The 12,586-nt window shown below is 59.3% G+C and carries 8 protein-coding genes; all 8 read right to left on the bottom strand.

What is annotated here, in order from left to right; all coding sequences use genetic code 11:
- Nucleotides 1-38 precede the first annotated feature (38 nt).
- Nucleotides 39-1,238, bottom strand: a complete 1,200-nt coding sequence (locus MSL71_RS10955) for an HlyD family secretion protein (RefSeq protein WP_180140167.1) — start codon at nt 1,236-1,238, stop codon at nt 39-41.
- A gap of 1 nt (nt 1,239) precedes the next feature.
- Complete coding sequence (locus MSL71_RS10950) at nt 1,240-4,209, bottom strand: TolC family protein (protein ID WP_180140165.1); 2,970 nt, start codon at nt 4,207-4,209, stop codon at nt 1,240-1,242.
- A 16-nt stretch (nt 4,210-4,225) separates the two neighbouring features.
- Nucleotides 4,226-5,656: a TackOD1 domain-containing metal-binding protein gene (locus tag MSL71_RS10945; protein WP_180140163.1), complete on the bottom strand. Its 1,431-nt coding sequence runs from the start codon at nt 5,654-5,656 to the stop codon at nt 4,226-4,228.
- Nucleotides 5,657-5,663: 7 nt separating this feature from the next.
- Nucleotides 5,664-6,986: a glycosyltransferase family 2 protein gene (locus MSL71_RS10940; RefSeq protein WP_180140156.1), complete on the bottom strand. Its 1,323-nt coding sequence runs from the start codon at nt 6,984-6,986 to the stop codon at nt 5,664-5,666.
- 184 nt (nt 6,987-7,170) lie between these two features.
- On the bottom strand, nt 7,171-8,577 hold the full coding sequence (locus MSL71_RS10935; RefSeq protein WP_180140154.1) for a sigma-54-dependent transcriptional regulator: 1,407 nt from the start codon (nt 8,575-8,577) through the stop codon (nt 7,171-7,173).
- Nucleotides 8,578-9,660: 1,083 nt separating this feature from the next.
- A complete protein-coding gene (locus MSL71_RS10930; RefSeq protein ID WP_180140152.1) occupies nt 9,661-11,163 on the bottom strand; it encodes a two-component system sensor histidine kinase NtrB in 1,503 nt (500 codons plus the stop codon).
- Nucleotides 11,160-11,624: a hypothetical protein gene (locus MSL71_RS10925; RefSeq protein WP_180140150.1), complete on the bottom strand. Its 465-nt coding sequence runs from the start codon at nt 11,622-11,624 to the stop codon at nt 11,160-11,162. The genes MSL71_RS10930 and MSL71_RS10925 overlap by 4 nt, the downstream gene beginning before the upstream one ends.
- A gap of 334 nt (nt 11,625-11,958) precedes the next feature.
- The gene (locus MSL71_RS10920) at nt 11,959-12,543 is read right to left on the bottom strand and encodes a hypothetical protein (protein ID WP_180140148.1); all 585 of its coding nucleotides are present in this window, start codon (nt 12,541-12,543) and stop codon (nt 11,959-11,961) included.
- Nucleotides 12,544-12,586: the final 43 nt, after the last annotated feature.

Genomic DNA, 12,586 nt, shown 5'->3' with positions numbered 1-12,586 from the left:
CAAAAAGGTTCCTCCCGTGCCCCATGGTACGGCAGCGCCTACTTCACCACCACCCTCACGACATTGCCCGGAAGCAGGTTTTCATCGTTTTCCACGGCCACATGGAAATAGACCGCGCTCACAAGCTTGGGCAGCTTCTCCCGCAGAACCTCCGGCACCCGGAGTTCCACGTTCCCCATGGCCGTCAGGGTTCCGGCAACGGATTCACGCTTTCCGTTCACATACAAAAGGATCTCCTTATCGTCGGTGAGCATCCATGCTTTGTCCGGGGCCACATAGACATCCACCCAAAGCCCGTTGAGGGAAGCGAAGGACAAGATGGGCTCACCGCCTCCCACCAGGGAGCCGGTGGAGACCTTCACATCCGTGATGATGGCATCAAAGGGGGCCGTAAACCCTGCGGCCCCGTACAACTGGCGAAGATGGTCCCGATAGGCCCTTGCACGCTCGATTTCAGAGAGAAGATCGTCCACATCCGAGTCCTCCTGAATACCGCTTCGGTTGAGGGTGGACGACCTGGCACGGTAGCTTTTTTCCGCCTCGGCCTCTGCGATGCGGTTGGATTCCACCACGTGCTGGTAGTGGTCCCGGGCCAGGATATATTCGTGGTAACGAAGCTCTTTCTCGGTTTTCGCCGCCCGCACCTGGCTCAGGGTCGTGGCATCCAGCCGGTAGAGTTTCTCCAGGTTCTCGTGGCGCTCTTTTTTGGATTCATACAGGGTTTTCAAGCGCCGCGCCTCAAAGCGGGCCTCGGAGAGCATGCGCTCCCGGGCAAGGGCGCTGCCCTGCTGTTCCAGATCGAGGAACCGGAGCTTGTTTTGCAAAGGAGCTGCATAGTCCCGCTGGTCCCCTGACTCCCCTGCGATAAGATCATACGTGGAGAGCTTGGCTTCCAGGGCGGCCTCGGCCTGCCTGACCCGTTTTTCCCCCTCCACGGAATATTGGGTAAAGAGCACATCCCCTTTTTTGACGATGTCCCCCTTGGAGACAAAAAGCTGCTGGATCTCGGTGGGCACATCGGCTGTAAGCTCCAGGGTTTCCCCCGTGACCATGCCGTAGGTATACAGGGTGTTCCGGTTGTAAAGCATGATGCCGCCACCCACCAGAATCGCCACACACAACACGGTCAGCACCACCTTACGCACTGGGGTTTTCCTTCTCTTGTGCTCCCGCATCCGGGGTTGGGCCGGTGAGACCGGCTCCTGGGATTCACCGCCTTTCCTGAACGATATTTTCATCTTACTCCTCCCCCCCTTCAAAAATCTGCTTTAAAGCCGAATAGTCGTGGAACGAGAGCCCTCGATACCCGGGGTTTTCCATCCATTGGCGCGATAAGGCCTGTTCAACCCGGTCCCACCCGGCTCTGTCCAGGGGATACAGGGTATCCGAAGGCGGGGCTTTGCCGGAAAACTCCAGGCCGACCTCCAGGGGTCCAGCCGCCTCTTCAAAGACCTTGGCCACCACCCTGCTTGTGGTTTCCGGTGCGTTGAAATAGGCCATCACCGTGATGCCGTCGGTGAGGCGCGCGGCCTGCCGCATCAGGGGCCGGTGCGCCTCCTGGGTAAACCACTTGACGGGCCCGTCCACCCACAGGGGCATGTCACCCGTCATGCGGCTCTTCGCCTTTTTCAGGAGCCGGAGAAAAGAGACGTTCAGCTCCTCCCTGAGGGCGGCATCTGTCTCCCATCCTGGCACGGAGTGGGGCTCCAGATCGATCTTCACCCCGGCAATTTTGGGTTCGAACCGGCTTCTGGAGGCGTTAAAGCGGTTGATGCGATCCACGCCCCGGCCCAGCGCCAGCGCCCCATCCGGCGCTGTCAGCCACTCCGGTTCACCCAGCAGCGCCCACACCTCGATGTTCGCTTGTGCGCACGCGTTTAAAAAGAGGATAAACCGCTCCCGGTCCATCATCTCCGTAAGGAGCCGGGAATCAGAATACAGGTAAGCATAAACCCGGTTGACACCTGCCTCTTTTGCCGTGGTCACAAAGGCATCCCGGCTGCCCTCTGTCTCCATGGCGGCCCGGGTCTCCCACAGCCAGACAGAAGCTGTACGCCCCTCCATCTTCAGGTCGGAGTAAGCCCACAGGTTGTCGGCCAGGAGCCTGGATCGCCCGGTCTCCCGCCAGACGTTGACGTACCGGATCCCCAGGTCCCTTTCCACCCGGGCCTTCCTGGCCACGGCACTCAGGTACTCCTGCTCGGCGGTGATCACGGCCAGGGGGTCGTAGGCGTCGGCATCCCCCGGGGTGTCAATGGCCTCGTAGAGCCGGGCCACCCGCACTTGTTCCAGGGCATACCGCGTGTCCAAGGCCTTGGCCCGGCTGTCGTCCTGTGACGCTTTGAAATCCATGAGGGCCTCGTCCAGGCCCTGGCGGACCCTACCCGCCACAAGGCCCAGCTCAATGCCCAGGGCGTCTTTCACATGACGCCAGTACGCGGTGTGGAGCCTGGCGGCCTTGCCGTGGGCTGTGGAGATGCCGCCGCTGAAGGTCAGGTTGATGATATCGGTCACCGCGCTGGACGTACTCTTACCGGTGTACTCGTACTCCGCCGCCACATTGAGGATTCCCCGCACCTCGGGCCCGGCCGACTCCAGGAACCGCGCCTTTTTCAGCTCGGCGTTAATACCACGGACCTGGGGGTGGTTCAGGACCGCCAGCTCCCTCAGCACCGCGGCCTCTTCAAACTCGGCTTCTCTCAGGTGAAAGGCGTCCGGGGCCAAGGAGACCTGAACCTCCCGGGCAAGCCCGCAAAGCTGCTTGAGGCGGTTCATCAAAAACTCGCGTCGGCGACGTGTGTGGGCCTTCTCCGAGGCGGCCGCCACCATAATTTTCTCTGCCGCCATGAGTTGCAGCCTTAGGGTGCCCCCCACGGTATCCAGGGTTTCGTAATAAGCCTGGCGCTCTCCGTACACTTCCAGGAGCGACTCCTGCACGGCCTCCAGCTCGTCAAGGTAGGCCACTTCAAAGCAGATCTTCACCGCCTCGGCCACCCGTTCGTTGACCTCGTTGTCCAGACGGCTCCGGGCCGCCTCAGCCGTCAGCTGGGCCGCCCGCCAGAGTTCCCTGTTTCGCCGGATATCGAGCAGGGGTTGAAACAACCCGAGGAGCCCGTCAATGAGGGTCTGGGAAAAAAAGCTGGTCTGGTCGTTGAAGAGCCCGGCCTGGGACACCGTGCCCAGCTCAAAGTAGAAAGAGGGGTAATTGGGCAGGATGGCAATGCCCACCTCCACAAGGGAGGCGGCCAGCTCTGCCCGCCTCAGGCTCACCTCCGGGTTCTGTGCGGTTACAAGGGCGGCTACCTCCCGAACGCCGAGGATCTCAGGGACCCGGACCACCACCGGAGAAGCGGTGCCGTCCACATAACGGCTTCGCAGGATATAGCGGCTCTGCTCCCCGGTTTCTGCCTCAAGACGGCGGTAATCCGCCACCTCTCCGGTAACGGGGTCCAACCTGTAGAGGGCCTGGTAGCCGGGCTTATCCGACTCAAAGACCAGGGTGCTTCCGTCATCGGAGTAGATCCGGCTGATGGTGCCGGCCCCTTCTTCAAGGTGGGTGGACAGGTCCTCACCGGCCTCGTCCACGGACATGAGGGTAGAGCCGCCCTCGTTGTCCCGGCTCAGGAAAAAGACCCTTCCCGCGCCCCTCAGGTGAACGGGCAGCACGGGTTCTCCGGGAATGTCCCGGACCTTCTTCTTGCCTGCAAATCGGATCTCCCCTTCGGCATCCACCTCAAAACGAAGCCGCACAAGGGCCAGGTCATGCTCGCCGGGAAACCATCGCCCGGTGCGGTCCAGGGCCTTGAACACCACAAACGAATCCGTGGCTTCGGACCCGTCCCCTGCCTCGGAAGGCTTGACCTCCGGAAGGGCTCGCAGCTGGAAAGAACGGGAATCAAAATAATAGAGTGACCATCCCTCCCCGCAGTCATCGGGGATCCTGAAAAACACCACCCGCGCTTCGGACCGCACCCGGGGAGCGGTGCCCGGCTCCGGGATTCGCTTCACCGTCTGGCCGGTCACCTCAAACACAACAAGCTCGTGAGCCGTGGTTCCCAGGGCAGCGAACAGCTGCTGCTGGCCAAAGAAGACCGGGGCCGTCAGCTCACGCACCAGGGCCATGTCGGCCTCCTGCTCCACGGCCTGGCGGTTGCGCATACCGCACCCCAGGCAGCACACCATCACAAGGCATCCTATCCACGGGACCATGCCCGCCATACGTCTCCTATCCATCCGCAAGATCCGCCATGGCCAGAGCGATAAGGTCATCCACTGTCTGGTGGGAAGCGTCTCCCTGGACCACACTGAAGGAGACCTCGGGGCGACAGATGTCAAACAGGTATTCCAGCTTCTGAATGGCTTCGTGAATCCGGTTCACCACCACAACGGCCCCGTCAAAGTCGGTTTCGGCAAGGATAAGCCCCAGGGTCTGGGCGTCCCAGACGCACGTGGTGTCCAGCTCCCTCAAGCCCTGGCTCAGGGCCTTGAAAAGATTGTTCACGTACCAGGCAAGGCGGTCGGGGTGGTTTTTCCGAATCTCCTCGATTTTTTCGATGCGGGCCAGGATCAGGGTAAAGGGTGCGTGGTAGCGCTTCGTGCGAATGAGCTCCCGCTTGAGTTCATGCTCGAAAAACTGTTTGTTGTAGAGATTCGTGTGGTGATCGTAGAGCAGGGTGCCCAGGTCCACGCCCTTGATCTGTCCGCTTCGCACCGCCTCCCAGGCATGCTGGGTCATCTCATAGGCGTAGATATTCTTCTCCACGGTCTCGTCGGGTCGGCAGACCAGCCCGCACACCAGGCATTCGAGTTCCACCACCGGTTCGGGGACGATGGTCTGGCACTGGGCGCACTTGAAGTAGTCCGTGGGCTTTTCATAGTCGATACCGATGTGGCGCAGGGTCTCTTCGCACTTCGGGCAGACAAGGTCCGCGCCCTGCCTGAAAGACTCTATGGAGTCCACATGACCGCAGGGGAAGTGGTGAACCATCTGCCCCTTGACGATGTCGATGGATGAGCAGGCCGGGCACACCTCCCGGTAGTTGATCTGGTAGGATTCGCACATCTCGCAGAGGCGGACCCGGTTTTTGAGCTGCTTGGTGAAAAAACCCCGTTCGGCAAGGGCCTCCAGGTAGGCTTCCTCGTTTTCCAGCTCTCCGGTGATCTTCAGGACATCGGGGTAAAAATGACCCGTGGGCTTAAAGGGAGAAGGAAGGGGCTCGAGGACCGGAGCACCGCCGTCCGCCACGTCACGTAAAAATGAGAGGACAGAGGCATCGGTGAGGTTGGCTTCCCGGTATTTTTTGGAAAAAAACAGAACATTTCGAATGGCGGGAAGGAGCTCCGCCCGAAACAGGGGGCGAAACAGGACGTAGGCGGCCCCTTTTTTAAAGGCTTCCAGAAGGATGCCCCTGCCGTAACAGGAGGTCACAAAAATGGTTTTGTTCACAAACACCGGCACATGGCACTGCTCGGACTCTTCCTCTCCCTGACAGTAAATCATGAGGTCCGTCTGTCCGGAGAGGCGTTGCATCGCCGACACCTCGGCCCTGGAAATGGAGAGAGAGGTCTCAAACCGAGCGGACTCCAGACCTGTTTCAAGGATTCGGTACTCTTCCTCCCTGGCACCGACAATGACCACGTTAAACACTTTTTTCATTCACACCTCACCATTTCTTTGTATTGCGCCATGCAGACTCAGGCAGGTAGCCTTCCTGGTAGTTAATCCTGAAAAATTCCAAAATAAGCGCCCCGAACCGTACCCAGCGGAAAAGAGCCTTGTACCCCGGAAAGAGAAACACCGTGGGGATCAGCTTCACCTCCTGACTTCGTCGTTCACTGAAGACAAGGGAAATGGCGAAACAGAAGAGAGTCACCCCGACGTAAATAAGATAGGCCAGGCACCAGACAAAGATAAGGAGCCTCGGGTAAAACCAGAGCATCAGCACCAGGTACAGGGCATAGACAAAGGTCAGGAACACCGTGAAAAAAAACTCCATGGAAATCTCAAAGGCGTTGCGCCAGTCGTACTGCCAGAACTTCAGGATGTCGGCATGCTTGCGAAAATAGGTCCTGAAGCCCCCCTTGTCCCATCGGAACCGCTGTCCCCTCAACACCCTCCATGTTTCCGGAGCGTTGGTCATGGCGATGGCCGCCGGGGCAAAGACGATCTTCCAGCCCACCTTCTTGATCTTCAGGGTCAGGTCCGCGTCCTCGGCCAGCTCCGGGTCCCAGGCGCCGAAGGAGAGCAGGGCCTCCCGCCTGAAGGCCCCGAAGGCCCCGCTGACCTGCATGCCCATGCCCAGGAGTCCCAGCCACTGCTTCCATATGGTTATGGACAGGGCGTACTCCACGGCCTGGAGCCGGGTCCAGACAGAGGTCCCAAGATTTCGCACCTTGATGTTCCCCGCCACGGCCCCCACCTTGGGGTCGTAAAAGGGACCGATCATGTGGAAAAGCATGTCCCGGTCAAAGGAGGTGTCCGCGTCCACGGAGACAATGTAATCGCCGGAAGAGAGGTACAAGGCCATGTTGGATGCGGTGGGGCGTCCCGATCGCCCGGTGGCCGCGCTGTTGCGGTAGAGTTTGACCTGCCCCCTGTCGGCAAAGGGCCTGGCCTCCTCATACATGCGGTCCTCCGAGTTGTCATCGATGACGATAATCTCAAGGTTGGGGTAATCGAGTTCAAGGAGAGAACGGATGGCGATTGCCACGCTGGCCTCTTCGTTATAGCCCACGAGAAGGACGCTCACCGAAGGCGCCGTGGCAAAAAACGTTTTTTTTTCACGGTCGTCATGGGGAAGGCGATCGGCCACTTTGGCCCCAAGGAGAAAAACGGCAGGGAAAATATACCGGGGGAACTCCCCGAAGATGAAAACGGGCATGAAAAAGAGGATCCACTCCCACAACGCCCGGGTGGCAAACTGGCCTTCGATAAGGTGCCGGAAGTCGACCAGTGCGAACAGCATGTGATTCAGGAGATCTGTCATATGACACCTTGAGCTCCCAAAACAAACAACCCACCAAAATCATTCAATGCAATACCAACCCTTGTTCACACAGAAATGCGACGGATTATGAAACCGCAGACATCTTTGAAACCGAAACATTTTTTCCTGGAGATGTGTTCATCATAGCATACAGGCTGGTTTTTCGCACCTTATAAAGGAATAATCATTTGTGGCGATATGGCTCGGGGTCGATGCCGTAACGTTTCATCACCTGCTGGAGAGCCTGGCGCTCCATACCGCAGAGGCGGGCCGCCCGAGCCACGTTGCCCGCGGTTTTCTCAAGAAGAGCCCCCACATAGCTGTCGTTAAACCCTTTGAGGCATTGCTCCTTGGCCTCCTTGTAAGGCAATGCCGTCAGGTCCGGCGCCGGGCTGTCCCCTGTGGTCGCGGCCGGTGCCGAGGCAAGAACCTCCCGGAGGTCCTCGGGCTCCATCATCTCACCCGTGGCAAAAAGAAGCCCCTTCATCACGAGGCTCTCCAGCTCCCGGATGTTGCCCGTGAGGGGAAGCTCCATCAAAAGGGCCATGAGCTTATCCGAGACGGGCAGAGGATCTCGCCCCATGGTGTCGGCGTGCTTATGGATAAAATGACTCACCAGGGCCGGGATGTCTTCTCGCCGCTCCCGCAACGGGGGCAGGCGCAAGGGAAGCACGTTGAGGCGGTAGTAGAGGTCCTGGCGAAACTCACCCTCTTCGATGGCCTTCACCAGGTCCTTGTTGGTGGCGGCGATGATGCGCACGTCCACAGGCACGGACTTCGTCCCCCCGAGGGGTTTGACCTCTTTTTCCTGGATCACCCGGAGCAGCTTGGACTGAATGGCCGGGCTGATCTCTCCGATTTCGTCCAGAAAGAGCGTGCCCCCGTCGGCGGCCTGGAAGAGCCCCTGGCGGTCCGAAGAGGCCTGGGTAAAGGCTCCCTTTTTATAGCCGAAGAGCTCGCTTTCCAGGATCTGCTCGGGCACCGTGGGACAGTTGACGGTGATGAACGGGCCGTTGCGGCGCTCGCTCTGGGCGTGGATGGCCCGGCAGGTAAGCTCCTTGCCCGTGCCGGATTCACCGGTGACAAGCACGGTCATGTCGGTGCGGGCCACCATGCGGATGGTCTCGAACACCTTGAGCATGGCAGGGGAGCTGCCCACGATGTTGTGGAAGGATTCCTTCTCCCGAAAGGCCTTGTGCAGGCGTATGTTTTCGCTGATGAGCCGGTTTCGCTCCAGGGCCTTTCTCAGCCGGAACACCAGGGTATCGTGATCAAAGGGCTTGGCGATAAAATCATAGGCTCCGGCGCGGATGGCCTCCACCGCCGAATCGATGGAACCGTAGGCCGTCATCATGATCACCGCGATGCCCCGCTTCAGCTCCTTGATCTGTCGCAAAAGTTCGGCCCCGCCCATGCCCGGCATCTTCATGTCCGAGAGCACCAGGTCAAACCGCTGCTCCTGAATCATGGCAAAGGCCTCCTCACCGGATGAAGCGGTCTCCACCCGGCAGCCCAGGTCCGGCTCCAGGCTCCGCTTGAGGAGCCTCAGCATGTCAATTTCGTCGTCTACAATTAAGATGCGATGTGTCACTGTTTTTCTCCGAAAAAGGGCTAAGGGCTAAGGGCTAAGGGCTAAGGGCTAAGGGCTAAGGGCTAAGGGCTAAGGGCTAAGGGCGTTTAGCTGAACGCGGCCCCCGGGTCAATCAAAAAAACATAATAACGTCATGCTCTATTGTTCTCGTTACCAGGCTCCGCCTGGAAATGCCCATCGGAGGCTCTGCCTCCATGCCTGAAGCCATGATAACCTGGGTTTAAGCCCTGCACCACGGTATCCCTTACCGGCAAGGCAGAGCCTTGCACAACTCACTCCCAGGCAGAGCATGGGAGCGAATAGAAGTTTTGCGGCCACCGTCACGTGCTACTGCTCTCGTTCCCAGGCTCCGCCTGGGAATGCCTCTCGGAGGCTCTGCCTCCATGCCTGAAGCCATGATAACCTGGGCTCAGGCCCTGCACCACGGAATGCCGTACCGGCAAGGCGGAGCCTTGCACAACACGCTCCCAGGCTGAGCCTGGGAGCGAATAGAAGTTTTGCGGCCACCGTCACGTGCTACTGCTCTCGTTCCCAGGCTCCGCCTGGGAATGCCTCTCGGAGGCTCTGCCTCCATGCTTGAAGCCATGATAACCTGTGCTTAGGCCCTGCACCACGGTATCCCGTACCGGCAAGGCAGAGCCTTGCACAACACGCTCCCAGGCTGAGCCTGGGAGCGAATAGAAGTTTTGCGGCCACCGTCACGTGCTACTACTCTCGTTCCCAGGCTCCGCCTGGGAATGCCTCTCGGAGGCTCTGCCTCCATGCCTGAAGCCATGATACCCTGGGTTTAAGCCCTGCACCACGGTATCCCTTACCGGCAAGGCAGAGCCTTGCACAACTCACTCCCAGGCAGAGCATGGGAGCGAATAGAAGTTTTGCGGCCACCGTCACGTGCTACTGCTCTCGTTCCCAGGCTCCGCCTGGGAATGCCTCTCGGAGGCTCTGCCTCCATGCCTGAATCCATGATAACCTGGGTTTAAGCCCTGCACCACGGTATCCCGTACCGGCAAGGCAGAGCCTTGCACAACACACTCCCAGGCAGAGCCTGGGAGCGAATCAAAAACGTCACGCCCTGTTCACTATTTACCTATTTTCCCTATGGCCTGATTTTCCTTCATCCCCCACCGTCGGCAAATGAACCGTAAACGCCGTCCCCTTCCCCGGCGTGCTGATCACATCGATCTCGCCCCCGTGATTTTTAATGATGCCGTAGCTCACCGACAGGCCCAGGCCGGTGCCCGTGCCCGTGGGCTTGGTGGTGAAAAAGGGGTCGAAGATGCGGGAGCGGGTCTCGGCGTCCATGCCGGAACCGGTGTCGGCCACGGTGACAAACACGGTACCCGGCCCCTCGGCCCCGGTGGTGACATGGATCTCGCCCCGGCCGTCGATGGCGTGGACTGCGTTGATAATAAGGTTGATAAGGACCTGCTTGATCTGTTCGGGGTCGGCATGGATCTCCGGCAGGTCCGGGCCCATCTCGGTGATCACCTGGATGCCGTCCATCTCGGCCTGGTGCCGGGTAAAGGCAAGGACCTCTTCGATGATGGGGTGGAGGTGGCAGGCCCGTTTTTCCGAGGGGCCGCTCCGGGCAAAGTTGAGGAGAGACTCCACCACCTTCTTGCAGCCGATGACGTGCTTTTCGATGACGGAAAGATCCTCTTTCAGGCTGCTCTCGTCCTCGGCGCTGCGCTTGAGGAGCTGTGTATAGCCCAGGATAATGCCCAGGGGGTTGTTCACCTCGTGGGCCACGCCCGCCGAAAGTTCACCCACGGCGGCCAGTTTCTCGGTGGTGGCCATCTTCTCCCGCATGGTGAGGGTCTCTTCCACGTCCCGGACCATGAACAGGACCGCCTGCTCCCGGCTCTCCATGTCGGTGACGGTGACCCCGCTCACCAGGGCCCGAAAGGACCGACCGTCCACATCCTTCAAGGCCGCCTCGGTGTTTCCCACGCGCCCTTTGCGGGAGACGGTCTCCATGATCTCCCGGAACTCATCGGCGTCGGCAAAAAGATCCCCGAGGGAAGCCCCGGTATCGAGACGGTTTCCCGCCGCCGGGTTCAAGGCCAGGACATTGCCCTCGCCTGTGGCTATGAGGATCATGTCCTCTGAAAGCTCAAACATCCGGCGGTATTTTTTTTCGGAAACGCCCAGGGCTTCGGTGCGCTCGTCAACGAGCTTTTCCAGGTTGCGGTTGAGCCAGGAGAGCTCTTCGTGGGCCTGACGCAGGGCCCGCCTGTCCCTTAAAATCGCCCGGTTGATCACCCAGACCCGCTCAAAGAAAACCGTCACCGAGGCCACCAGAATAAAGGTCAGGGTGTTCACCGAGCCGCTGAAAGGACGGATATGCCCCCACACCCCCGTAAAATCGAGAAAAAGCAGCAATTGCTTGAGAATATGACCCGCCGACCGGGAGACGGCAAAAATGGAAAGGGCCGCGCACACAAAGAGGAGATAGGTCCAGAGGATGTTCTCCTTTTCCAGGGTGGTGAGCCGCACCATGCGCCCGAAACAGAAAAGGGAAAACACGATCATCAGCATGGAGCCGACGAGATCGACAATGAATATGGGAAAAGAGGAGACAATCATGATGCGTCCCCCTTTTTACGGCGTGTTTCCGCCTGGGTCAGGAGCTGACCGAGGCCCACCCAGAGAAAGGCGATGGCAGGAACGCAAAGGAGATGGTCCAGCTTTGCGATGTAGTACATAACGGCAAGGCCCGGCACAGGCGAGGTGATATGGAGCTGCCCGGTGGCAAGGCGCTCCACCGTGACCAGCTTCACCTGCTCGTCCACAAAATGGACAAAGATCGTGTCCACATTCCAGAGGATAAAAAGAATGGCCGCATACTGGACGTTGCGCCACCCTTTGCGCACCGGCAGCTCATCCCGCTTGATGCGAAAGGCCAGGAACCCCATGGCCAGGGCAAACAACACATGGGCCGCCTGGTGGACAAGGATCCCTTCGATGCCCCCGTGCCCCTGTGTGGCATGGGCCGGTGAGACCACAAGAAAAATAAAAAGGAATAAGAAAACGACAATGCGTACCATGGTGTGGGGGTCCTTTCAACGCCGGCACAACGAAAGCCCCGTAGGATGGGCAAAGCGCCAAGCGTGCCCATCTTTCACCGGGAGGCCCGAAGCGGTGATGATATGTTACATTCCGGCAAGCCGATTCCGGCCTCCCGCCGTGGCCGGTTATTCCCGTGCCCGATGGGCACGGCACCACCTTTGCCCATCCTACCGAATTTCGCCCTTCGCCCTTCGCCCTTCGCCTTTAGCCTTTTGCCTTTAGCCTTTTGCCCTTAGCCTTTTGCCTTTAGCCTTTTGCCTTTTGCCCTTAGCCTTTTGCCTTTAGCCTTTTGCCTTTTACCTTTAGCCCTTATTAGCCTTTCACCTTCTTCATCCCCCACCGCCCCAACGCCGTCGTAATCAACGTCAGGTTGTAAAGGTAGAGGTAAAGCGCCCCCGCCCCCACGGCCTGGGAAATGCCCGGCAGCATGAGCCCGCGGCTTCCGGTCAGCGCTTCCAGATGGTCCGGCGTAAAGGCGTGGTATTCGACCCAGAGCAGAAAGAGAAACATGGGAAAGAGGTAGGTAATCCCCATCTCGAAAAACTTGTCGAGCATCAGGTGTTCGTAGGCTTCGTCGGCTTCACGGTCCAATCCCTTGTATACCGCACTTCGCACTGTTTTGTCATCAATCTCCCGGGCCTGCTGCTTTGCGGAGAGGCGCTCTTTGAATCGCTTTGCGGCAGAGGTGGCTGCCTTGCCCTTTCTCATGCGGGTCAGGCCCATGGAGAGCAGGGCCCCCACCAGGGCTGCCACGCACACCTGCAGGGCGGGCGAGGCCCCCGACAGGGGGGAAAAGCAAAGGCTGATAAATGAAGCGAAAACCTTCATCAGGGGAATCACAACGCCGCCGAAGATCCAGTCGGCGGCCAGGTCCAGTATGTCGTTCAATGCATCCATACACACCTCATTGCATGCGTCCTACAGGGCCACGGAAGGCTCT

Source organism: Desulfoluna butyratoxydans, assembly GCF_900699765.1.
GTDB lineage: Bacteria > Desulfobacterota > Desulfobacteria > Desulfobacterales > Desulfolunaceae > Desulfoluna > Desulfoluna butyratoxydans.
The sequence above is the reverse complement of the archived record's forward strand: the minus strand, read 5'-3'. Positions and strand labels throughout refer to the sequence as shown.

Bases quoted from the DNA above. Each gene is read 5' to 3' on its own strand.
- MSL71_RS10920 (WP_180140148.1), bottom strand. From the start codon at position 12,543: ATGGATGCATTGAACGACATACTGGACCTGGCCGCCGACTGGATCTTC.
- MSL71_RS10925 (WP_180140150.1), bottom strand. From the start codon at position 11,624: ATGGTACGCATTGTCGTTTTCTTATTCCTTTTTATTTTTCTTGTGGTC.
- MSL71_RS10940 (WP_180140156.1), bottom strand. From the start codon at position 6,986: ATGACAGATCTCCTGAATCACATGCTGTTCGCACTGGTCGACTTCCGG.
- MSL71_RS10930 (WP_180140152.1), bottom strand. From the start codon at position 11,163: ATGATTGTCTCCTCTTTTCCCATATTCATTGTCGATCTCGTCGGCTCC.
- MSL71_RS10945 (WP_180140163.1), bottom strand. From the start codon at position 5,656: ATGAAAAAAGTGTTTAACGTGGTCATTGTCGGTGCCAGGGAGGAAGAG.
- MSL71_RS10950 (WP_180140165.1), bottom strand. From the start codon at position 4,209: ATGGTCCCGTGGATAGGATGCCTTGTGATGGTGTGCTGCCTGGGGTGC.
- MSL71_RS10955 (WP_180140167.1), bottom strand. From the start codon at position 1,238: ATGAAAATATCGTTCAGGAAAGGCGGTGAATCCCAGGAGCCGGTCTCA.